This window comes from Pedobacter agri (genome assembly GCF_032678665.1).
GTDB classification, from domain to species: Bacteria; Bacteroidota; Bacteroidia; order Sphingobacteriales; family Sphingobacteriaceae; genus Pedobacter; species Pedobacter agri_A.
In genome coordinates, this window is the sequence record NZ_JAVTSH010000009.1 from 161552 (window position 1) to 186773 (window position 25222).

Genomic DNA, 25222 nt, shown 5'->3' on the forward strand with positions numbered 1-25222 from the left:
ATGAAAAGAATCTTTACAAGAATTTCTGTTCTGGCCGTATTTTTTTTACTCGCAACTAACGTAGCATTTGCGCAAAACATCACCGTAAAAGGTGTAGTAACAGATGGAGGTGATAAGACCACCATGCCAAGTGTAAGCGTACAAGTAAAAGGAACACAAACAGGAACGCAAACAGATGCAACTGGAGCATATAGTATAAGTGCGCCAACAAATGCAACCCTGGTTTTTACATTTGTTGGTTATGCTACGCAAGAGATTGCAGTAGGCAACCGCACTACCATTAACGTAACATTGGCCTCAGGTTCAAAAGAATTAGAACAAGTGGTTGTAGTGGGTTACGGTACGCAACGAAAAAAGGATGTAACAGGGTCTATTTCGAGCGTTAAAGGCGAAGAAATTGAGAAATTTGCAGTTACAAATCCCATTGCAGCTTTGCAAGGAAAAGTGCCAGGGATGACGATTGCGAACGATGGCGCTCCTGGCTCATCTCCTACGGTTCGTTTAAGGGGTATCGCCAGCACAAAAGATGCGAATCCTTTATATGTTGTGGATGGTTTATTACAGGATAACATCGATTACCTGAATCCAAACGATATTGAAACCATTGATGTATTACGTGATGCTTCTTCAACTGCTATTTACGGTTTAAGAGGTGCAAATGGTGTAATTGCCATTACCACTAAAAGAGCAGCAAGAGGTAAAACTACGGTTAACTTTCAAACCACTTATGGTATCCAACACGTAAATAACTTAATTGATGTTGTAGATGCAGCTGGATTTAAAAAACTTTATTCTGCAGCTTTAGCAAATGCAGGTGCAGCCCCATTTGATTTCACAAACTATACCGGAGATACCAACTGGCAAAAAGAGGTTTTAAGAACCGCTGGAATTAACACCAATTCATTAAGTATCTCGAACAATAATGAAAAAAGCACAACATTGGTTAGTCTTGGATATAACAACCAGGATGGTGTGGTTGGCAGAGGAAACTATCAAAAATTTATTGCCCGTTTAAACGAAGAAATCAGAATCACTGATAAAATTAAAATTGGTGCTGATTTAACTGGCTTTCATTTTAGAAACAGACCTATTGCCGATGTTTTAAATAGCGCAATCAGAGCGGTACCGAATGTACCAATTGATAATGGTGCGGGTTTATATAACACGATGCCATCTTTCCAGAGAGCGCAGGTAGGAAATCCGGTTTATGCTATTGATCGTAATGACAGAACTTCTATTAACAGAGGTTATCGTTTCAACGGAAGCTTATTTGCTGAAATTAAATTCTTGAAAGATTTTACCTGGAAATCAACAGTTTATACTGATTTAGGTTTCAATAACGTGAGAAGTTATAATCCTCTTCCTTACACGGTGGTGAATATCGGTGAAGGAGCAATTCCAACCTCTACCTTCTTCGATCAAACAGCTAGAACTTCGATAAGTCAAAATACTTTTGAAGGAAGAAAATATCAACAAGATCATACGCTAAACTATGATAAAGTAATTAAAGATGATCATAGAATTAATGCATTGCTAGGTTTCACCTCTATTTATACATCGAGCACTACATTAAGCGGATCCAGAACTGATTCGACATTAAAAGTCCCATTTGATTCGAATCTGTGGTATATTAATGCGATTGCAAGAGACAATATAACAACAAACGGTGGTAGTGGCGCAGAGGAATCTAACGTTGGTATGTTCGGTCGTTTAAGTTACTCGTACAAAAACAAATACTTGTTAAATGCAACCATCAGAAGAGATGCAAGCTCTAGATTCGCACCTCAAAACCGCTGGGGAACTTTTGGTAGTGTTGGTTTAGGCTGGGTAATGAGTGATGAAGATTTCTTCAAAAACAACATCAAAGGTATCGATTTCTTAAAAATTAGAACCGCTTGGGGCCGTTTAGGAAATTCAAAAGGCGTTGATCCAAACTTGTACCAACAAACCGTTTCTCAGGCTTCAACAGCTGTGTTTGGAGACAACGTTTACCCTGCAGTCGATTTTACTTATATCCCTGACCCTAATCTACACTTCGAAATTGTACAGGGTTTTGATGTTGGTTTAGATTTAAGGGCATTAAACAACAGGTTAAGTGCAGAGGTTAATTATTACAACAAAACAACCGATGGTATTTTAACGAGCTTTACTTTACCAGGAGAAAACAAAACTTATTTTACGAATTTAGGTAAATTAACGAACAAAGGTTTTGAGGTTACTTTAGGCTGGAGCGATAAAATCGGTGAAGATTTTACTTATAACCTTTCTGGAAATTTCAGTTATAACAAAAACATTGTAAATTCAATTGGCAATACCAGCAATTTCCAGATTATTGGCAACGGTGGTGCTAACTTAACCGAAACAGGTAATTCAATTGGCTATTTCTATGGATACAGACAAGTTGGTATCTATCAATCAACAGCTGATTTGGATAAACAACCTCGTTTCGCTAACTCATTACCAGGCGATATCGCTTATGAAGATGTGAATGGCGATGGCATCATTAGTCCTGCGGATAGAACTTATTTAGGCACACCATTTCCTCCATACAGTTATGGCTTATCTTTATCTGCATCGTATAAAGGTTTTGATGCAACAGTTCAGGGTCAGGGCGTAGCTGGAAACAAAATTTACACGCAACGTCGTACCGCAAACTTTGCTCCGTTTAACTACGAAAGCAACAGATTAAATGCATGGACTGGTCCAGGTACATCTAACGTAGAACCAATTATAGCCAATAGGGGAAATAACTTATTGTTTAGCTCTTACTTTTTAGAATCAGGAAGTTTCTTCCGTTTACGTAACATTCAATTAGGATATACATTCAACAACCAGATTTTCGGTAAAGCGGGCATCCAGAAACTGAGAATATTCGTTAGTGGTCAGAATGTTGTAACCTGGAGTAAAGTGAGTGGTTACACACCTGAACCTAGAGTTTCGGATATTATCGGAGGAGGTGCTGACAATGGCGTTTATCCAGTTCCGGCAGTTTACTCGGTTGGTTTAAACGTAACTTTCTAATTTAAAATCATTTAATCATTATAAAATGAAAACGAATATAAACACCCGTAAAAGTATTGTTCTTGCAGTAACTGCACTGATGATATTTTCTTCAACAGGCTGTAAGAAATTTTTAGATACACAAAGACAGGGAGAATATACAACTGAAGATTATCCTTATCCTTCAGGTTCCGGTCCGTATGATGTATTTCTTTATGCAGCTTATAACGATTTGAGATCTTATGGTGTTCATGCAACGGGTTTCTTCTTGGCTACAAGCGTAAGAAGCGATGATGCTGATAAAGGCAGTTCTGCAACAGATGGCGGAGCAGATGCAAGCAGCATGGATTTATTTCCAGTACTACCTAACAATGGTTTTAGCAATGGAATGTGGACAGCTTATTACACGTTCATCGCCAAATGTAATACTGTGTTACAAAATGTGGAAACCAACAACAACATTGTTGCCACAGACGCACAAAAAATCCAAGCACAGGCTGAAGCCAGATTTTTAAGAGCCTATGCCTATTTCAACCTCGTAAGATTTTACGGACGAGTACCTTTGATTGATAAAGTTTTAACAGTTGATCAATACAATGTTCCTCAAAGCACGCCAGCTCAAATTTATGCATTTATAGAAAGCGACTTGCAGTTTGCAGCAGCAAACCTTCCACTTAGTTGGGATAAAAAGTTTGTTGGTCGTTCATCTAAAGGAATGGCGAATGGTTTATTGGCAAAAGTATACCTGACTCAACAAAAATGGGGTGCTGCAATGGGCGCTGCCAATTTAGTGATGACTTCTGGCCAATACGATTTAAGTACTTCGTATAATACCATCTTTGGTGAATCGGGCGAGAACAGTAAAGAATCTGTTTTTGAGGTACAGGCTACTGCCAGCGCAAGCGTACCAACTGACAATGGAATAGAAGCCATACAATGGCAAGGCGTTAGAGCACCAGGTGATTGGAACTTAGGTTATGGTTGGAATGTACCAAACACGAATTTAGAAAATGCTTATGAAGCCAATGACCCGAGAAGAGCCAGAACTTTCTTGTACAGAAATACAGCAGCTACTCTAGCATCACCAAATCCTTATAAAACTGTTTATGGTGAAACTACAGGAACTACCTGGGAAAATCCGGCTTATAACCATAAAACATACACAAACCCGGCATTCAGAGCACTTTACAATAACCGTGCAGGTAGATGGATGAACATGCGTGTTTTAAGATATGCTGATGTTGTTTTAATGTATGCAGAAGCAGCAAATGAGGTTGGCGGAGCAGGAAACATCACTGCAGCCTTAGCTGCACTGAATAGCGTACGTGCAAGAGCAAGAACAGGCGCAACGGCAGGAACATTACCAGATGTTGTAACTACTGATCAGTCGGTATTAAGAGAAGCCATCAGAAAAGAACGAAGAATTGAACTGGCCATGGAACATGATCGATTCTTAGATTTAGTAAGATGGGGCATCTCTGGAACAGTATTACCGAATGCCGGCAGACCAAATTTCCTTGCTTCAAGAGACAATTTGCTACCTATTCCTCAGGCTCAAATTGATTTAAGCAAAGGTGTTTTAACTCAAAATCCTGGTTATTAAACCATAAAATTATAGAAAATGAAAATTTCAACTTTAAATATAAAACGCTTCGCATTTGGCATTGCCATTTGCTCAGCCATATTTTCATCGTGCAAAAAGAGTGACAATCCCAACAATTTACCTGAGGTAGATCCTTCTGCTTACCAGGGGAAGATTGACGGCTACAACAGTTCTGATGAAATCTATCCAAATAATCTGAAAGCTTATTGGTCATTTGATGATACAAAGAATGAACTTAAATCAGCTTCAGCGCCTACTCAAACGGCAAATGATGCATTTGTTACAGGAGTAAAGGGGAAAGCAATTAAGCTTACGGCAGGTTATTTATATTATGCTAAGCAATTTGATGCATTTAAAACAGATGCCTTGAAAAGTTTCACGGTAAGTGTTTGGGTTCAGATTTTAAATAACGGTTCAAAAAGAACAATGTTGATGACTTTGGCTCGTCCGAATACCTTTGACGGAAGTCTTGATTTCAGATTAAATACCCAGGCTAACCCAGCAACGGTAACCGATAAATTAGGTATTGGCCCAAGATTTTCAACTGTTGGCGGTGGGTCTCAGGATAACCTGAACGCAACGCTGAATCCTAAAATCGGCGCTGATGTATGGACACACCTGGTTCTAACTTACGATAGTAACTCAGGAACATTTAAGGAATGGGCAAATGGTGTTGATGTTGGTTCTTACAACAACCGTGGTGTTGGAAATAACTTATTCAAAGCTTACGAACCTGGAGAATTTATTATTGGTGGTAACTACAATGTAATCCCTGGTAAAGCAGTTAATACAAGCGTAGAATATGCTGCTATGACCGGAACTGTAGATGAATTAAGAATTTACAATACTGTTCTTCCTGATGCACACATTAAAGCGTTGTATGCTCTAGGTGTTGCTGGAAAATAATAAAATTAAGCACACGGTTTAAACCGTGTGCTTATTCCAAAAAAATTAAAAAAATAGATGTTAAGATCAAATTACTTTTTGAGTTCATTAAACTTACGTTCGAAGTATTTGATGCTTATTATCTCTGTGTTGATTGCACTAGGCTGCAAAAAAGGAGACGGCTCCACTCCTATTGCTAATGATGCTTCATTATCTTTTACCGTTAACGATAAATATAATGGTACTTTAAGCTATAACGGCTTAAATAATTTTCCCGAAATTAAAATCAATTTATCAACGCCTGTAAATTCTGCAACCATTGGTAGCGCAATAAAATTTACAGCACCCGATGGAACAGATGTTCCCTATACTCAACAACTACAAAATTCAGATAAAACTATTGTAATTGTTCCTAAAACTGCACTTTCTTCATTTACAACATATACATTAGCCATTAGTGGCAATTTGAAATCTTCTACAAATGGAAGGCTAATTAATCCTGTCAACATTTCTTTATCCATTGGTTTAGACGATACCGATAAATTCCCCCGCATCACCGATGATGAACTTCTAACCCTGGTTCAAAAACAAACTTTTAAATATTTCTGGGATTTTGGCCACCCCACCAGTGGTTTAGCCAGAGAAAGAAATACAGCTGGTAATACCGTAACTTCTGGCGGTTCCGGCTTCGGCATCATGGCTTTGGTTTCAGGTATCAGTCGCAATTTTATCAGCAGAACTGAAGGCTTAGCCAGAATGCAAAAAATCGTGGCATTTTTGAAAACAGCTGAACGTTTTCATGGCGCTTATCCACATTGGCTGGATGGAAATACAGGAAAAGTAATTCCTTTCAGTACTAAAGATAATGGTGGCGACTTAGTAGAAACTTCATTTTTAATGGCAGGTTTGATGACTGCCCGCCAATATTTCAATGGAACAGATGCAAACGAAATAACTTTAAGAAACGACATCAATGCAATTTATAATGGCGTAGAGTGGAGTTGGTATCGCAAAGATAATGGTTCGATACTTTACTGGCACTGGAGTCCTAATTATGGTTGGGATATGAACCTTCCGATTAAAGGTTGGAACGAATGTTTAATTACTTATGTGATGGCTGCCGCCTCTCCTACATTTTCGATTCCTAAATCAGTTTATGATACGGGTTGGGCGCAAAATGGCGCCATGAAAAATGGTAATACTTATTTTGGTGTTCAGCTGCCATTAGGCCCCGCAAACGGTGGCCCGCTATTCTTTTCACATTATTCCTTTTTGGGTATTAATCCAAATGGCTTAACTGATGCTTATGCCAATTATGAGACGCAAACAAAAGCCCACACTTTAATTAATTACAATTACTGCAAAGCAAATCCTTTAGGAAACTATGGTTACAGTGAAAATTGCTGGGGCTTAACGGCAAGCGATATTCAAGGTGGATATACCGCAAGTTCCCCGAATAATGACCTAGGCACGATAGCACCAACGGCGGCCCTGTCATCTATGCCCTACACGCCAGCAGAATCAATGCAGGCACTAAAATATTTCTATTATAAACTTGGAAACAAAACCTGGGGCGAGTATGGCTTTTATGATGCCTTTTCGCTAAAAGATCAATGGTTTGCAACTTCAACCCTGGCGATTGATCAAGGCCCGATCATTGTAATGATTGAAAACCATAGAACAAAACTCATCTGGAACTTATTTATGAGTGCTCCAGAAATTAAATCAGGCATGCGCAATCTTGGATTTAGCAGCCCAAATCTTTAACATTATTTATTCCCGTTATGAAACTTACATTCCGCCACCTTCTTTTTTTATCATTAATCGGCACATTTATATCATCATGTGCACAAAAAACCACTCAGACAAATACAACTGATTCTACGGTAAAGGAACGCCTATCAGATGATCAATTACTCGATCTTGTACAAAAACAAACCTATAAATATTTTTACGAAGGTGCTGAACCTACTTCTGGTCTTTCCAGAGAGCGTTATCATAGCGACAACATTTATCCGCAGAATGATAAAAACATTATCGCCACCGGAGCAAGTGGCTTTGGCATCATGGGCACCATTGTTGCTATCGAACGTAAATTTATCACCAGAGAAGAAGGATTTAAACACCTTGAAAAGGGTTTAGATTTCTTAGCTAAGGCAGATCGTTTTCACGGTGTTTGGCCCCACTGGATATTACCTTCAGGTAAAGCAAAAGCCTTTGGCAAAAATGACGATGCTGGCGATTTGGTTGAAACCTCTTTTTTGGCACAGGCCTTAATTTGTGTTCGTCAATATTACGCTAATGGCAATCCACAAGAAAAGGCATTGGCTTCAAAAGCTGATGAATTATGGAAAGGCATCGACTGGAATTTTTATAGAAAAAACAATGAAAATGTATTGTATTGGCATTGGTCGCCAAACTCTGGGTGGAAAATGAACTTTGCCATTACGGGTTATAACGAATGTTTAATTACCTATGTTCTGGCAGCATGTTCGCCAACACATGGTGTTCCTGCCGAAGTGTATCATGAAGGCTGGGCAAAAAGCGGTAAGATTAATACCAACATTTCAATTTATGGCCATCCTGTTAAGTTAAAACATAATGTTGTAGGCGAAAATGTAGGTCCGCTGTTTTGGGCGCATTACTCCTATTTAGGTTTAAATCCAACAGGATTAAAAGACAGATATGCTAATTATTGGGAAGAGAACAAAAGCCAAACGTTAATCAATTACGATTATGCCATCAAAAACCCAAAAGGCTTTAAGGGTTATGGTAAAAATTCATGGGGCTTAACGGCGAGTTACTCCGTTAAGGGTTACGCGGCACACAATCCACAAGAAGATTTTGGGGTAATTGCGCCTACCGCAGCACTCTCTTCTTATCCTTATGCCAAGAAGGAGAGCATGCAGGTCATCAGAAATTTATATGAAAACCTAAATGATAAAGTTTGGGGAGAATTTGGTTTTTACGATGCGTACAGTGAAACTGATAATTGGTTTCCAAAAAGATACATCGGAATAGATCAGGGGCCAATTGTAGTCATGATCGAAAACGGCAGAACTGGGTTGCTTTGGAAGTTGTTTATGAGTGCGCCAGAAGTTAAAACCGGCTTAACAAAGCTGGGATTTGAAAGTCCGGAGCTAAAAAAATAATTGAATAAGAAGTTTCAACAACATCAAACCACTGAGGGTTGCGAAACCATTTTAAATTTTAAAGAATAAAAACACATATAATGAATAGAGCGAAAATCCTGGTTGTTTTTTTAACAGCACTGATGTTAAATGCAACGGCACAAACTAAAAAACCTGTATCAGCTGAAGAAGCAAAAATGAACACCTTCATCACCAACTTAATGGCGAAGATGACTGTTGATGAGAAGATTGGCCAGTTAAACCTGCCTAGCTCTGGCGACATTACCACCGGACAGGCAAATAGCAGCGATATCGGCAAAAAAATCAAAGGCGGTCAGGTTGGTGGTTTGTTCAACATTAAAGGGGTTGATAAAATCAAAGCGGTTCAGAAAGTTGCTGTTGAAGAGAGCAGGCTAAAAATCCCATTGCTTTTTGGTATGGATGTGATCCATGGTTACAACACCGTTTTCCCAATTCCTTTGGGCATGAGTGCAACCTGGGACATGACAGCTGTTCGAAAATCGGCAAGGGTTGCGGCAATTGAAGCCAGCGCAAGCGGTATCAACTGGACTTTCTCTCCTATGGTTGATATTTCACGCGATCCACGTTGGGGAAGAATATCTGAAGGTAGTGGTGAAGATCCTTATTTAGGGTCGCAAATTGCTGCTGCCATGGTAAAAGGTTACCAGGGTAAATTGCAAGCCAACAACGAAATTTTAGCTTGTGTGAAACATTACGCCTTATACGGTGCTGCAGAAGCGGGCAGAGATTATAATACTACTGACATGAGCAAAGTGCGCATGTACAATGAATATTTTCCGCCATACAAAGCTGCTGTTGATGCTGGTGCCGCAAGTATTATGGCATCTTTTAACGAAGTTGACGGAATCCCGGCTACGGGAAGCAAATGGTTAATGACCGAGGTTTTACGTAACCAGTGGGGCTTTAAAGGTTTCGTGGTAACAGATTATACGGGCATTCCTGAAATGATTGCACATGGTATGGGCGATTTACAAACGGTTTCCGCTTTGGCGATGAATGCTGGCATTGATATGGACATGGTTGGCGAGGGTTTCTTAGGAACGTTGAAAAAATCATTAGCTGAGAAAAAAGTAAGCATTAGCGAAATTAACAGAGCTTGTCGTTTAGTGCTTCAGGCAAAATATAAACTGGGTTTATTTACCGATCCATACAAATTCTGCGACCCAACAAGAGCGCAGAAAGAGGTTTTTAATGCAGAGAACCGCCAGATCGCTCGAGAAATTTCTGCGGAAAGTTTTGTGTTACTTAAAAACAAAAACAATATCCTTCCATTAAAAAAATCAGGCACAATTGGTTTAATAGGTCCATTGGCTGATAATACAGCCAACATGTATGGTACCTGGAGTGTTGCCGCTTTGTTTGATCAATCGGTTACAGTTTTACAGGGTTTAAAAAATGCCTTAGGTAATGATGCTAAAATTTTAACTGCCCGTGGCTCGAATTTCCTTGCTGATTCTGTGGCAGAACATCGTTATGTAAACGTTCATAACCCTACTTACAAACGCGACCCAAGAACAGAAGAAGAGATGATTAAAGAAGCACTTAAGGTAGCTGAAAAATCGGATGTGATTGTGGCTACGATGGGCGAAGGTTCTGAATTTACCGGAGAAGCGAGTAGTGTAACGGATATTCAAATTCCAGAAACACAAAAAAATCTATTAAAAGCATTGGCTAAAACTGGTAAACCAGTGGTTTTGGTGTTATTTACGGGTCGCCCACTGGCATTGAAATGGGAAGAAGAAAATATTCCTGCCATTTTAAATGTTTGGTTTCCAGGCAGCGAGGCAGGAAACTCAATTGCTGATGTGCTTTTTGGAAAGGTAAATCCTTCAGGAAAGCTGAGTGCAACTTTCCCTCAAAACGTGGGTCAGGTGCCTTTGTATTATGCACATAAAAATACGGGCAGGCCATTGGCAGAAGGTAAATGGTTTGAGAAATTCCGTTCGAATTATCTTGATGTAAGTAATGATCCATTATATCCATTCGGTTTCGGCTTAAGCTATACTACTTTTGATTATAGTGATGTGAAGTTAAGTGCAAACACGTTAACGAAAGGCAAATCGATCACCGCATCGGTTACCTTAAGCAATACTGGCAAATATGACGGTAAAGAGGTGGTGCAGCTATACATCCGCGACTTGGTTGGCAGCATTACCCGCCCGGTTAAAGAATTGAAAGGTTTCCAAAAAGTGGCGCTGAAAGCAGGTGAAAGCAAAACCATTAGCTTTAATATCTCCGAAAACGATCTTAAATTCTATAATTCTGACCTAAAATTTGTGGCTGAGCCTGGAGATTTTCAGGTATTTATTGGCACCAATTCAAGAGATGTAAAAGCAGCATCTTTTTCTCTGAAATAGAGATCAATAAGTTTACACTAGATTATTGATGTTGTCACGTTGAGCTTGTCGAAACGCTTTTAATAGTGTCTTTCGACAAGCTCAAGGACTACAAATTTTAAAAATGGTATATAAAAATGATCCAGGTTAGGCTCGATCATACAACCCTGTACTATTGCAAAGTAGTCAGGGTTTTTTAATTTTGTGATATGAAGAATTTTTTTCTAGCCATTTGTTTGCTGTTTGCAACACAAATTTCAAATGCTCAAGACTTAAAGAAATACGATAAAGGTAACTTCATCAAAGGGAAAGACTCGATTTATTACCGGATTCTCTTCCCCGAAAATTTTAATCCCAGTCAAAAATATCCGGTTTTATTTGTACTTCACGGGCGTGGAGAGAGCGGAAGTGACAATGAAAAGCAACTTACGCATGGAGCGAAACTTTTTTTGAAAGATGATGTCAGAAGGAACTTCCCGGCAATTATTGTTTTCCCACAGTGCCCGCTTGATAGCTATTGGGCAAATGTGAACATTACTACCAATGATAAAGGCAAAAGGAACTTCGCTTTTGTAGAGGGTGGCAAACCGACAAAAGCCATGCAAGCTTTGCAAAGCATGGTTAAGGATTTTCTAAAAAAGCCATTCGTAAATAAGGAGCAAGTATATGTTGGCGGTTTATCAATGGGCGGAATGGGCACTTATGAATTGCTGAGGAGAAAACGCAGAACATTTGCCGCAGCCTTTGCCATTTGTGGTGGCGATAACACCAATAACATCCAAAAATACAAAAACACGCCATTATGGATTTTTCATGGCGGCAAAGACGATATTGTTGATCCGGCATTTTCAATGGCGATTGCGGAGCGTTTAAAACTCGTTGGAAAAGAAGTTAAATTTACATTATACCCAAATGCAAACCACAACAGCTGGGACAGTGCTTTCGCCGAACCTGAATTGTTGCCTTGGTTATTCGGACATAAAAAATAAATAAATCCGTCATCTCGATTGGAGCGAAGCGAAACAGAGAGATTTTTGTACATAGATCTTCAAGATCAAAAATTTCTCCACTGCGGTCGAAATGACGAGATAGCCAATCTTAATCAAGAGAAACAAAAAAAGGCTTAAAGAAAAAATCTTTAAGCCCTTTGAATAATTTAATTAAACGGATTACTACTCCGCCATATTGTGATATACCGCCTGCACATCATCATCATCCTCTAATTTATCAATCAGTTTTAAAACATCAGCAGCTTGCTCTTCTGAAACTTCGTGATGCGATAATGCGATACGCTCTAATTTCGAGCTTTTCAATTCAATGCCTTTTTCTTCCAAAGCTTTTTGTAAGGAACCAAAATTTTCGAAAGCGCCTTGCGCTACTGCGATATCGTTTCCTTCTTCATCAGCCTCCACATAAAGTTCTTCTAAACCAGCATCAATTAGCTCAAATTCCAGTTCTTCTAAATCCAAACCTTCAGCAGGTACAAAACGGAAGATAGATTTACGGTTGAAAACGAAATCCAGTGACCCTGTTTTACCTAATGAACCGTCAGTTTTGTTGAAATAACTGCGAATATTTGCTACGGTACGGTTGGTATTATCAGTCGCAGTTTCAATTAAAACCGCAACGCCATGTGGTGCATAACCTTCGTAAACAATTTCCTCATAGTTGGCCATCGATTTATCGGATGCACGCTTTATTGCAGCTTCTACCCTATCTTTAGGCATGTTTACTGCTTTGGCATTCTGCATGGCTGTACGTAAGCGGGAATTGGTTTCCGGATGAGGCCCAGATTCCTTTACTGCCATTACAATATCTTTACCAATACGCGTAAACTGAACAGCCATTTTGGCCCAACGCTTAAATTTTCTCTCTTTTCTAAATTCGAATGCTCTTCCCATTTTTTAGTATAAAGTATAAAGTATCGAGTATGAAGACATCAGTCTAAGATCACGATCAACCTTATTTATTTTTTATTTTGCTTAGTCTTTTTGCTTTAAGCTTTTAGCTTTTCTTTAAATTATTTAACATATCTGTTGTGAGTTTCGATAAATCGAACTCTGGTTTCCATCCCCAATCTTTATTGGCAAAACTATCATCGATAGAGCGTGGCCAGCTGTTTGCAATTTGCTGACGGGGATCTTCTTTTTCGCCGTAAGTTAAGGTAAAGTTAGGAATATGTTTTCTGATTTCGGCAGCTAAAACCTCAGGTGTAAAACTTACGCCACCGAAGTTATAACTGCTGCGAACATTAATCTGATCTGCAGGTGCATCCATTAGTTCGATGGTTCCACGGATGGCATCATCCATATACATCATCGGCAATTCGCTACCAGCGTTTAAAAAACTTTGATAACTTCCCTTTTTTAATGCATCATGAAAAATATGGATGGCATAATCTGTAGTTCCACCACCTGGAGCTGCTTTCCAGCTAATCAGGCCAGGATAACGGATACTGCGTACATCTAACCCATATTTTTGATTGTAGTATTCGCACCAGCGCTCACCAGCTAACTTGCTAATTCCATAAACGGTATTTGGATCCATTACACAATATTGCGCCGTATTATCTTTTGGCGAATTTGGTCCAAAAACCGCAATCGAGCTTGGCCAATAAACTTTTGCTACTTTATACTCTAACGACAAATCCAAAACGTTCAACAACCCGTTCATATTCAAATCCCAGGCTAATTTAGGGTTTTGCTCACCTGTTGCCGACAATAAAGCAGCCAGAAGATAAACCTGTGTGGGTTTGTATTTTTTGAAAATACCATTAATCATCTCCTTATCCAAAACGTTAACAAACTCAAACGGAGCAGAATTTTTGATGTCATAATCGGGTCTGCGGATATCACAAGCCACTACATGATCATCGCCATATATTTTCCTTAACATGGTTACCAATTCGGTTCCAATTTGCCCATTAGAGCCCAAAACAATAATTTTTTCCTGCATAATTTTTTAGAGATTGAGCAAAGGTAAAAAAATGAGACAAAAGGGCTAAAAATAATTTATACTAAGCCATCTCTTCAAAAAATTCAGACAGTATAAATACGGAAGAATATTGTTAAATTTAGTAGGAAATCAGTTTTCGAAAGGAAATAAATTCCTACATTTACGTTAGTCTCCCCCTAAATAACCAAATAAATAAATGACTCTACAAGAGCCTGAAAAGTCAACTGATTTACTTTACCGGCTAAAGCAAGGCGATAAGCAGGCTTACGAAAAAATCTATTTCGGCTTTAGTAAAGAGCTGCTTTATGCGGCCTATAAAAAAACCGGCGATAAAATTGTCGCAGAGGAATTGGTTCAAAATATCTTTATTTCCCTTTGGGAAAAACGCCTCGATTTACAAATTAACAACCTCCAGGCCTATTTATTTGGTGCTTTGAAGCTGAGTGTAATTAACCATGTGCGCAGTTTGGTGATGGAGAATAAATACATGGAGTACCAAACGCTCACCTATTCAGAAGATCATCACGACACTTCAAACCAGGTAGATCTGCACGACCTGTCTTCCATTATAGAAAAAGGGATTAATTCTTTACCCGAAAAAACACAGGAGGTTTTTCGATTGAGCCGCTACCAGCATCAATCTACCAAAGATATTTCTACCGAACTGAACATTTCAGAAAAGGCTGTAGAATACCACATTACCCGCTCCATCAAAAGAATTAAAGAGTACATCAAAAATTTTTACATCTTTTTCTAACTGATTATCAGTTCGTTAAAAAAATATTTGCTTTTTTCTTTCTACCGCTTTAGGGGTTGAGCCTAATTGCGTTACTTGTATAGTATAGAGCCAAATATTTTTCCTTATGAACCAGAAATCATTCAACGATTTACTAGCCCGTTACCAAACCGGGAATTGCACTGAAGCCGAAAAGCTTTGGGTAGATAAATGGTATCATAATTTAAATAACAGAAACTTTAAAGATTTATCATCATCTGAGTTAGATGAAATGCAGGATAATATCTGGCTTAAAATAAATGGAGCGGAAGATGAAATTGCCGCACCTGTAAAAATTAAAAAGCTCTGGCCAAAATTTGCCATTGCTGCCTCCATTACTGTGGCATTTTTAATTGGAGGATTATATTTTGCCCGTTACAACCCTGCCGAAGAAGCGTTCATCAGCGAAAACGGTGACATAGCGCTTATCAGCAAAACCAACGATACTGATCGTCCCATCATTATATCGCTTAGCGACAAAAGTACTGTGACCTTAAAGCCGCAAGCAAATATTTTATATCCAAAGGTTTTTGCTGCCAATAAGAGAATGGTTTACTTAAAAGGAACTGCTTTCTTCTCGGTACGCAAAAACCCTAACAGACCGTTTTATGTGTATGATCAGAAACTGGTGGTTAGCGTTTTGGGCACCAGCTTCTGGGTAAAATCATCAACAGAAAAAATGCCTGCTCAAGTTGCGGTAAGGACAGGTAAGGTTAAAGTGCAGGAAAATGAGAAAAGTTCGCTTTTCGGCTTAGCTTCAGAAAAACTGGCCAAACCCATTCTGCTTACACCAAACCAAAAGGGAATTTTTAATGACCATAAGTTAAACAAAACTTTAGTGAGCAAACCCATTCCACTGGCCGAAGCTTACAATGTTCCATCTAATTTAAGCTATAACTTCAATGAAAAAAGCATTAAAGATATTTTCGAAACTTTATCTGAAGCTTATGGCATCGAAATAAAAGCTGACAACGAGCAGATTTCAAACTACACTTTTACCGGAGATTTAAGCAAAAAAGGGCTATATGAGCAGCTCGACTTAATCTGTGGAACCATTTCCAGCAAATATTACATCAAAGGAACCAGCATTGTGGTTTCGAATAAACACTAACCAAAATATATAAAATTATGAAGAGAGAAATAACCTATTTCAGCCAGTAGCGGGCGCTACCTCATCCATAATATTTTCTAAAAAACAAAGCCGACAATGTGGGGCATTGCCGGCGAGTTAAATACATTAGAATGTATTCATGGTATTTCTATGTCCAATAAATCCAATCATTTAATGAACAATAACCAAATTTATGAAAAAAAATCAACTTATTTCGCTGGCGATATATGCAATGAGAGTTTCGATTTACCAAATACTTGCAATAATAATTTTTACCTGTGGTGCATTTGCCAAAAATGTCGACGCCCAGGAATTTTTGAATAAACCTATTTCGATCAAAGCTGATCAAACCGATATTAAAACCATTATTGCCAAAACGGAAATGTTAGCAAACGTTAAGTTTGTATACAGTCCGCAGTTAATTAATTCGGATAGAAAAATATCCATCAATGTTGTCAATCAAAAACTTAAATACTTTCTTGAGAATTCGCTAAAACGTTATGACGTGGGATATAGAATAGTTAAAGATCAAATTTTGCTCTATTCTATTCCCGCTAATAACAACCTCGAATTATTAAAAGCTTTCGATGGCGTTGTTACAGGTAAAGTGTTAGATAGCAAGGGCAATCCAATTCCGGGCGTTTCGGTAACCGTTAAAGGTAAAACCATTGGCACCACAACTGATGAAAATGGAAATTTTGCTTTAAGAGGATTAACCGTAGATAGCCGGGTATTGGTGGTTCGTTATGTAGGTTTCATTTCTAAAGAAGTAAATTTGTCCGCCGGAAATGCCGATGAAAATATCACCATCAGCCTTTCAGAGGATAATTTACAGCTGGAAAGTGTGATGGTTACCGGTGGAAATCCGAAGAAAAAACTCGAAAGCTCCGTTGCCTTAACTTCAGTAAGCAATAAAGATATAACCAACAGGGCACCTTTAAACAGTACCGATTTATTGAAAGCGATTCCGGGTTTAACCGTAGAAAGTACCGGTGGCGATGGACCAGGTAACGTTTGGGTGCGTGGATTTCCGCAACAAGGCGGTTATATTTTCTTAGGCATTCAGGAAGATGGCTTGCCCCTGTTACCAACAGGATTTAACACCAACCCGTCTGTAGATCAATACTATAAAACAGATTTAACCATTCAGAATATTGAAGCGGTTAGAGGAGGAAACGCCTCTATTATCCAGGCGAATACACCAGGTGCCGTAGTAAACAATTTGAGTTATGTGGGCGCCGATAAACAGTACGGACAGGTTAAATTTACCACTGGTTTTTCTCAGGGTTTATATCGTTTTGATGGTAATACCGGCGGAAAAATTAATGATCAGATTAAATATAACATTGGTGGTTTCTATCGCACTGATAATGGTGTAGTTGACCAAGGTTTTAATCCGGCTAATCAAGGCGGTCAGATTAAAGGTAACATGACCTTTAACTTCAAAAATAACAAAGGTTTTATCCGCGTATATGGTAAATATCTGAATGATAAAGTACAATTTTTACTTACCAGCTACTACCCTTACGATGGAACGGGAAAACCAACTACCTACCGCGATTATAATATGGCTACACAGTCGATTATTCCTATTCAAACAGAATGGAGTTACAACGATCCGGCAACTGGTGTACATAACTTTAGCTTAACCGATGGTATTCATACAAAATTAGGGTCAGCGGGTTTCCAGTTCAATTATTTAACTGATGGTGGATGGCAGATTGTCAATAATTTCCGTTATCAGAATACACATACCAACAGCACCTACACTGCTCCAGCTGGAATTGCCGCAAGAACGACCACCACACCATACTATTATCCGGGTGGCGCTATCGCACCTTTTGTTTCAGGTGATTATGTAGTAACCTCAAACGCCCAGGGACAGATTAACAGTGATGTTCAGATTGTTGATTATTTAGATTTGAAGAAAACCATTAAAAATCACAGCTTAAATATCGGTGCCGGTATTCATCAATACAACCGTGATGATTTACGTTTTGCTTTCCGTTCATTTACTGAATTTAAAGAACATCCGAGCATTATATTGCAATCGCCAACAGCATTAGAACGTACCATTCAAACAAAAAACACTTTCATTGGCGATACCAGAACATTATCACTTTATGCAGGAGATGAAATCAAAATATCTGAACAATGGCGTTTAGATATCGGCGCAAGAATTGATAATCAGAATGTAAAAGGCGACAGGCCATACTATGCACTAAATGCAAATGGAACCGTAAACATCACCGCAGCGGCAAATCCGAATATTTTGGGTTATACCGCTTATGATGAAACACTGACTAACTGGGCGGCATCAGTAGGTGCCAACTACAAAATTAGTGCAACGGCCAGCATGTTTGCCCGTGCTACAAAGGCTTATAATGCGCCTAATATTGGTGATTATAATGCATCAGCTTATAATGGTGCTAACATCAAAAAGCGTCCGGTTTATTTGGGTGAAATTGGTTTCAAATACGCCAAAAACAACCTGGCAATTTTCGCTTCAGGAAGTTATTCTGCTATCAAAAATGTATCATTAAGCATTAATGTTCCAACAACTGCTGCAGGAACACAAGCATTGGTAGCCTTTGGTTCTACCCGCACCTTTAGTGCTGAGTATGAAATTTCATATAGAATTGCCAAACCTTTAAGTTTAAGGTTTACCGGAACGTTGCAAGATTCTAAATACACTGATTACGAAGCAAATACTAGTGGAAATGCCGCTGTTGCCGCAGAATTTGGAAACCGTATTTACAGCTTCACAGGAAACAGAACAGAACGCGTTCCGGTATTAAATACTGAACTGGGTGCGAACTATGATTTCAAAAACTTCAACTTATATGTAGCAGCAAACTATGTAGGCAGCCGTTTCACTTCTCCAAGTGAAAGCTATAAATTACCAGGTTATGTGGTAATGAAAGCAGGAGCTGGTTATAACTTTACTAAGAAAATAGCAATAAGATTCTGGGCAGACAACTTGTTAGATGCAAAAGTGTTGACAGAAGGTGATGTTCGTGGAGATCAATTCAGAGACTTTGCAAACGTAACTCCTGGTCAATTAATGATTGGCAGAACTTTACTTCAACGTACTTTCTGGGGATCATTAGCTTATTCATTTTAACAGCTAAAGCCGGAGTTTAACCTCCGGCTTTTTTAATCCATTTACATCATGACAACAAGAAGATCATTTTTACAAAAAACAAGTTTAGCCGCAGCAGCTGCATTTTTAAGTCCTTCCCTAATCACATCGGCTTTGGCTCAACCAGCAAAAATTTCTAAAATTGGCATTGGTTTATTCACCTTAAGAGAACAACTAACCGCCGATGTGAAAGCCACGATTCAGCATGTTGCAAAAATCGGTTACAATCAGGTAGAAACTTACTATGGCTATCCCGGGAAATATGAAGTTAAAGGTTTTTGGGGACTGGAGGCGAAAGATTTTAATACGCTATTAAAAAACAATAGTCTAACTTGTCCAAGCGGTCATTATAATACCACTGAATTTTTATCTACTGGCGATGATAAGATTTTAAAAACACATATAGAAGTAGCCAACAGTGTTGGTCAAAAGTATTTTGTAATCCCGGCACTGCCAACTGATGTTAGAACAAATGGAACGCTAGATGATTATAAGAGAATGGCCGCTAAGTTTAACACCGCTGGAGAATTGTGTAAAAAGGCAGGGTTGAAATTAGCCTATCACAACCATAACTTCGAATTTAAAGATCAGGGAAATGGCCTAACTGGCTACGATATTCTATTAAAAGAAACTGACGCTAAACTGGTTGGTTTTGAACTGGATATTTTTTGGGCAGTAAACGCAGGTTTAAATCCGGTCGATATGTTTAAGAAAAATCCAGGTCGTTACCAAATGTTCCATGTAAAAGATATGGATAAAGAAGATAAAACAGTTTTTGCCGAAGTGGGCTCAGGAAGAATAGATTTTAAAAGCATTTTTGCTGAATCAAAATTAGCTGGCCTGGATTATATCTTTACAGAGCAAGATCTCATAAAAAAGGATCCTTATCAAAGCATTACTGAAAGCTATAATTACGTTAAAAACAACTTGATTTAAATGATTCGATTATGATGTTATATGAGGAACATTTATTTATTAGTAAATATCACGTTTATATATAGTTATTGTATTAAATACACGAACCGGATGGATTTAGAAAACCATGAATAAACGTTATCCAGACGCTAATAATAGTCTTATTTAGAATTATTCTATGTAGTAACAATCGCATTGCAGATCTGTATTTTAACGCAACAGATTTGATTTTTACGGCATATTTTTTCTAATATTACTCATTCAACGCATAAGTAACCAATATATAAAATAACAAAAACGATGCATAGAAGAGAAGCACTCAGGAACGTCGCATTTTTGCTTGGCGGAGCCATCTCAGCCAGTACAATGGGCGTTTTATTCGAAAGTTTTACGCTCCCTGAAAACGAAAAAAACTTTGTTTCATTCTCCGTTCAGGATGAAAAAATCTTTGCTGAATTTGCCAACATCATTGTACCTACAACAAAATCATCACCGGGCGCCAAAGCTGCGGGTTTAGGGAAGTTTATTCCCATGATGATGAAAGATTGTTATCCGGCAACCATGCAAACTTCTTTTGCCAGAGGTTTTCAACAGTTACAGGAGAAAGCAATGAAAGATTTTGGCAAAAACTACATGAGTTTAACCGTTGCTGAAAAAACCAAACTGATGGTTGATTTAAGATTGATGTCAATTGCTCAAAAGGAAACCAAAGCGCCGGAAAACCAAGATCTGGCTTACTTTTTCGTTACTGCGAGAGACCTCACGCTGCTAGGTTATTACGCATCTGAAATTGGCTGTACGCAAGCACGTGAGTACATTCTGGTTCCGGGCAGGTACGATGGCAATGCGCCATTAAAGCCAGGTCAAAAATCATGGGCAACCTAATTTCTTAAAACAACGACAAAACATCATGAATTTAAATACAAATTTAAAAGCAGAAAATACTTACGATGCTATTGTAATAGGATCGGGCATCAGTGGCGGCTGGGCGGCAAAAGAACTTACCGAAAAAGGCTTAAAGGTGCTCATGCTCGAAAGAGGGATGAACATCGAACACATTACAGGTTACGAAAATGCAATGAAAAGCCCTTGGGAATTTCAGCATGCCGGTAAATTAACTGAAGAACAAAAGCGTACCCACCCGGTTCAAAAGCGAGATTATCCTTACCAGGAAGCGAATGAAAAATGGTGGGTAAATGATTTGGAATGTCCTTATACCGAAGACAAACGTTTCGACTGGTACCGTGGGTTCCATGTTGGTGGTAAATCATTAATGTGGGGTCGCCAAAGTTATCGTTTAAGTGATCATAACTTTGAAGATAATGCAAAAGATGGTCATGGAAATGACTGGCCGGTGCGTTACAAAGAACTTTCTCCATGGTACGATTATGCAGAGCGTTTTGCTGGAATTAGTGGTTCTAAAGAAAATTGGCCACTTTGTCCTGACGGAGAGTTTTTACCGCCAATGGATATGAACATTGTAGAAAAATCGGTTAAAAAACGCATTGAAGAAGCCTACAACAGAGAGCGTATCATGATGATTGGTCGCGTGGCCAATTTAACGGTTCCCCACAAAGGTCGCGGAAACTGCCAATACCGAAATTTATGTAGTCGTGGTTGTCCTTTTGGCGCTTACTTCTCTACGCAGTCTTCGACCCTTCCTGCTGCCATGGCAACAAAGCGTTTAACGCTTAGACCATATTCAATCGTAAACCACATTATTTACGATAAAGACACCAAGAAAGCAAAAGGTGTAATGGTGATTGATGCACAAACAAACGAAACGATGGAGTTTTATGCTAAAATCGTTTTTGTTAACGGATCAACATTAGGTACTACCTTCATTTTATTAAATTCAACATCAGATGCACACCCTAATGGTTTGGGTAATGCAAGTGGCCAATTAGGACATAACTTAATGGATCACCATTTCCGTTGTGGCGCTAACGGCGAAGCAGAAGGCTTTGATGATAAATATACCTATGGCCGCCGTGCCAATGGAATTTACGTTCCACGTTATCAGAATATCGGTAACGATAAACGTGATTACTTACGTGGTTTTGGTTACCAGGGCAGTGCGAACAGAAGCAACTGGCAAAGTGATGTTGCCGAATTGTCGTTTGGTTCAGGTTTGAAAGAGAAAATGACCAAACCAGGCAAATGGACCATGGGCTTAGGTGGTTTTGGAGAAATGTTGCCTTACTACGAGAATAAGGTTTACATTGATAAAACCAAAAAAGACAAATGGGGCCAGCCGGTATTGGCAATTGATTGCGAATACAAAGAAAACGAGAAGAAAATGCGTGTTGACATGATGAATGACGCGGCTGAAATGTTAGAGAAAGCAGGTTTAAAAAACATTAAAACTTTCGATAATGGCTGTTACCCAGGTATGGCTATCCACGAAATGGGAACCGCCAGAATGGGTAATGATCCTAAAACTTCAGTGCTTAACAAATGGAATCAAATGCATGAAGTGAGCAATGTTTTCGTAACAGATGGAGCTTGTATGCCATCTATCGCCTGCCAAAATCCATCATTAACATTTATGGCATTAACAGCTCGTGCTGCAGATTACGCCGTAAAAGAGTTGAAGAAAAATAATATATAAATTGGTTATAAGTTATAAGTGATAGGTTTTACGTAAAACTTATCACTTATAACTTACCACTTTTAAATAATGAAGAGAAAATTAAGAATGGGCATGATAGGCGGCGGTAAAGACGCGTTTATCGGTGCTGTACATCGCTTAGCGGCAAACATGGATGGTTTAATCGAACTATCAGCCGGAGCATTAAGTGTCAATCCTGAATTGGGTTACGAATCTGGAAAATTATTATTCCTTCCTGATCACAGAATATATAAAACCTACGAAGAAATGATCAAAGCAGAAAGCGAACTTCCTGCCGATGAAAAAATTGACTTTGTAACCATTGTAACGCCAAATTTCGCCCACTTCGCTCCTGCCATGTTGGCTTTGAACCATGGGTTTAACGTTGTAATTGAGAAGCCGATGACGTTAACTTTGGAAGAGGCTAAACAGCTTCAGGCTAAAGTTGAAGAAACTGGTTTGACACTTTGCTTAACACATACCTATTCTGGTTATCCGATGGTAAAACAGGCGAAACAAATGGTTCGTGAAGGCGCCTTGGGTGAAATCAGAAAAATTATTGTAGAGTATCCACAGGGCTGGTTAAGCACATTATCAGAACGTGAAGGCAATGCGCAAGCCGCCTGGCGTACAGATCCATCTAAAACCGGAAAAAGCGGTAGCATGGGCGATATCGGTACGCATGCCGCACATTTGGCAGAATATATCTCCGGCCTGAAAATCACTAAGATATGTGCAGATCTGAATATTGTTGTTCCTGGAAGAGCAATTGATGATGATGGCAACGTGTTGCTTAAGTTTGATAATGGATCTAACGGTGTTTTAATCGCTTCGCAAATTGCTGCCGGTGAAGAAAACGCGTTAAAAATAAAAGTTTACGGTGAAAAAGGTGGCCTGGAATGGCACCAGATGGAGCCAAATACTTTGATTGTAAAATGGTCAAATGCACCTGCACAAATCTACAGAACCGGAAACGGTTACATGGGCAGTTTCGCACAACATAATACGCGTACCCCGGGTGGTCATCCGGAAGGTTATTTAGAAGCTTTTGCTAATATTTATAAAAACTTCGCCTTAACAGTAAATGCCAAACTAAATAATGAGCAACCAACTGCAGAAATGCTGGATTTCCCGACAACGGAAGATGGTGTTCGCGGAATGGCTTTCATTGAAAATGTAGTAGCATCGAGCCAATCGGATCTGAAATGGCATGATTATAAAATTTAATTTTACCCATGACGACATTAAAAGGACCAGGAGTATTTCTAGCCCAGTTTATTGGAGATGAAGCTCCCTTTAACTCTTTAGATAATATTTGCAAATGGGCAGCTGATTTGGGTTTCAAAGGGATCCAAATGCCTACATTGGATACAAGATTTATCGATCTTCAAAAAGCGGCAGAAAGTAAAACTTATGCCGATGAACTCAAAGGGACAATTGCATCTTACGGTTTAGAAATCACTGAATTATCTACACACCTACAAGGGCAATTGGTTGCTGTGCATCCCGCATACGATGATTTGTTTGATGCTTTTGCACCAAAAGAAGTACATGGAAACCCAAAAGCCAGAACAGAATGGGCCGTGCAACAGATGAAATATGCTGCTAAGGCCTCACAAAATTTAGGTCTGAATGCTCATGCAACATTTAGCGGTTCCTTATTGTGGCAATATTTTCATCCATGGCCACAACGCCCTGCAGGTTTAGTAGAAGAAGGCTTTGCAGAACTGGCAAAACGCTGGACACCAATTTTGAATGAATTTGATACGCATGGTGTTGATGTTTGCTATGAAATCCATCCTGGTGAAGATTTATTTGATGGCGAAACCTATGAAATGTTCTTAGCCGCTGTAAATAATCATCCCCGGGCATGCTTATTGTATGATCCATCTCACTTTGTATTGCAACAGTTAGATTATATTCAGTATATCGATTTTTATCCTGAAAGAATTAAAGCTTTCCATGTAAAAGATGCAGAATTTAATCCAACAGGCAAACAAGGTACTTTCGGTGGATACCAAAGTTGGGCCAACCGGGCTGGAAGATATCGTTCTCCAGGCGATGGCCAGGTTGATTTTAAAACCATTTTCAGTAAATTAGCGCAATACGACTTTAAAGGTTGGGCCGTTATGGAATGGGAATGTTGTATTAAAAATCAGGAAGATGGTGCCCGCGAAGGATCGGAATTTATTCAGAAACACATTATTAACGTAACTGAAAAAGCATTTGATGATTTTGCAGCATCAGGAAAAGATAGCGCTTTCAATAAAAAAATATTAGGATTACAAGACTAACAACACACACAGATGAAAAAGACATTTTTAGGTTTAGGCGTTATAGTGATTTTTATGGCGTCTTTTTCGAAAGCAGATTTAGAGAAGGAGAAAATGGTGGTGGCTACAGCAACTACAACCAACCACGAATTTCAAATGAGTGCAGGCGAAAAATTGATTAACAAATCAGATTGTATCGGCTGTCACAACAAGGTGAATAAGATCATCGGTCCATCTTACACCGAGATTGCAAAAAAATATCCCGCAACTGAAAAAAACATCAATTACCTGGCTGATAAAATTATTAAAGGTGGTACGGGTGTTTGGGGTACCATGCCAATGACCGCACATGCTACGCTGAAACCGGCTGATGCTAAATTGATGGTAAAATATATTCTTTCTTTGAAGAAAAAATAAGCGAAACATCCTATAAACTTCAAATA

18 protein-coding genes are annotated in these 25222 nt (G+C 38.9%); 16 read left to right on the forward strand and 2 right to left on the reverse strand.

The window, feature by feature from the left end:
• From R2Q70_RS18360 to R2Q70_RS18390, 7 genes are all read left to right on the forward strand, one after another.
• Complete coding sequence (locus tag R2Q70_RS18360) at positions 1–3021, forward strand: TonB-dependent receptor (protein ID WP_316809002.1); 3021 nt, start codon at positions 1–3, stop codon at positions 3019–3021.
• 25 nt (positions 3022–3046) lie between these two features.
• Positions 3047–4603 carry a RagB/SusD family nutrient uptake outer membrane protein gene (locus R2Q70_RS18365; protein WP_316809003.1) on the forward strand — a complete coding sequence of 519 codons (1557 nt, stop codon included), beginning with the start codon at positions 3047–3049 and terminating at the stop codon, positions 4601–4603.
• A gap of 18 nt (positions 4604–4621) precedes the next feature.
• Positions 4622–5509 carry a LamG-like jellyroll fold domain-containing protein gene (locus R2Q70_RS18370; RefSeq protein WP_316809004.1) on the forward strand — a complete coding sequence of 296 codons (888 nt, stop codon included), beginning with the start codon at positions 4622–4624 and terminating at the stop codon, positions 5507–5509.
• A gap of 57 nt (positions 5510–5566) precedes the next feature.
• The gene (locus R2Q70_RS18375; protein ID WP_316809005.1) at positions 5567–7255 is read left to right on the forward strand and encodes a glucoamylase family protein; all 1689 of its coding nucleotides are present in this window, start codon (positions 5567–5569) and stop codon (positions 7253–7255) included.
• Positions 7256–7272: 17 nt separating this feature from the next.
• Positions 7273–8640, forward strand: coding sequence for a glucoamylase family protein (locus R2Q70_RS18380; protein ID WP_316809006.1), 1368 nt, complete (start codon positions 7273–7275; stop codon positions 8638–8640).
• An 80-nt stretch (positions 8641–8720) separates the two neighbouring features.
• The gene (gene bglX, locus R2Q70_RS18385) at positions 8721–11018 is read left to right on the forward strand and encodes a beta-glucosidase BglX (protein WP_316809007.1); all 2298 of its coding nucleotides are present in this window, start codon (positions 8721–8723) and stop codon (positions 11016–11018) included.
• Between the two features lie 188 nt (positions 11019–11206).
• On the forward strand, positions 11207–11986 hold the full coding sequence (locus R2Q70_RS18390; protein WP_316809008.1) for a prolyl oligopeptidase family serine peptidase: 780 nt from the start codon (positions 11207–11209) through the stop codon (positions 11984–11986).
• Positions 11987–12169: 183 nt separating this feature from the next.
• On the opposite strand, the gene R2Q70_RS18395 is transcribed toward R2Q70_RS18390, so the two are convergent.
• Both R2Q70_RS18395 and R2Q70_RS18400 read right to left on the reverse strand, forming a co-directional pair.
• A complete protein-coding gene (locus R2Q70_RS18395; RefSeq protein ID WP_316809009.1) occupies positions 12170–12898 on the reverse strand; it encodes a YebC/PmpR family DNA-binding transcriptional regulator in 729 nt (242 codons plus the stop codon).
• A gap of 103 nt (positions 12899–13001) precedes the next feature.
• The gene (locus R2Q70_RS18400; protein ID WP_316809010.1) at positions 13002–13952 is read right to left on the reverse strand and encodes an NAD-dependent epimerase/dehydratase family protein; all 951 of its coding nucleotides are present in this window, start codon (positions 13950–13952) and stop codon (positions 13002–13004) included.
• A gap of 196 nt (positions 13953–14148) precedes the next feature.
• On the opposite strand from R2Q70_RS18400, the gene R2Q70_RS18405 reads away from it, so the two are divergent.
• The 9 genes from R2Q70_RS18405 (at position 14149) to R2Q70_RS18445 (ending at position 25196) form a co-directional block, all read left to right on the forward strand.
• Positions 14149–14709 (forward strand): sigma-70 family RNA polymerase sigma factor, encoded by a 561-nt coding sequence (locus tag R2Q70_RS18405; RefSeq protein WP_316809011.1) that lies wholly within the window; start codon positions 14149–14151, stop codon positions 14707–14709.
• A gap of 106 nt (positions 14710–14815) precedes the next feature.
• Positions 14816–15838 carry a FecR family protein gene (locus R2Q70_RS18410; protein WP_316809012.1) on the forward strand — a complete coding sequence of 341 codons (1023 nt, stop codon included), beginning with the start codon at positions 14816–14818 and terminating at the stop codon, positions 15836–15838.
• Between the two features lie 193 nt (positions 15839–16031).
• A complete protein-coding gene (locus tag R2Q70_RS18415; protein ID WP_316809013.1) occupies positions 16032–18962 on the forward strand; it encodes a TonB-dependent receptor in 2931 nt (976 codons plus the stop codon).
• Between the two features lie 48 nt (positions 18963–19010).
• Positions 19011–19916, forward strand: a complete 906-nt coding sequence (locus R2Q70_RS18420; protein WP_316809014.1) for a sugar phosphate isomerase/epimerase — start codon at positions 19011–19013, stop codon at positions 19914–19916.
• A 279-nt stretch (positions 19917–20195) separates the two neighbouring features.
• Positions 20196–20780, forward strand: a complete 585-nt coding sequence (locus R2Q70_RS18425; protein ID WP_316809015.1) for a gluconate 2-dehydrogenase subunit 3 family protein — start codon at positions 20196–20198, stop codon at positions 20778–20780.
• Positions 20781–20805: 25 nt separating this feature from the next.
• A complete protein-coding gene (locus R2Q70_RS18430; RefSeq protein ID WP_316809016.1) occupies positions 20806–22506 on the forward strand; it encodes a GMC family oxidoreductase in 1701 nt (566 codons plus the stop codon).
• 69 nt (positions 22507–22575) lie between these two features.
• The gene (locus R2Q70_RS18435; RefSeq protein WP_316809017.1) at positions 22576–23733 is read left to right on the forward strand and encodes a Gfo/Idh/MocA family oxidoreductase; all 1158 of its coding nucleotides are present in this window, start codon (positions 22576–22578) and stop codon (positions 23731–23733) included.
• Positions 23734–23741: 8 nt separating this feature from the next.
• Positions 23742–24800 carry a sugar phosphate isomerase/epimerase gene (locus R2Q70_RS18440; protein WP_316809018.1) on the forward strand — a complete coding sequence of 353 codons (1059 nt, stop codon included), beginning with the start codon at positions 23742–23744 and terminating at the stop codon, positions 24798–24800.
• Between the two features lie 12 nt (positions 24801–24812).
• Positions 24813–25196, forward strand: coding sequence for a c-type cytochrome (locus R2Q70_RS18445; protein ID WP_316809019.1), 384 nt, complete (start codon positions 24813–24815; stop codon positions 25194–25196).
• Positions 25197–25222 lie beyond the last annotated feature (26 nt).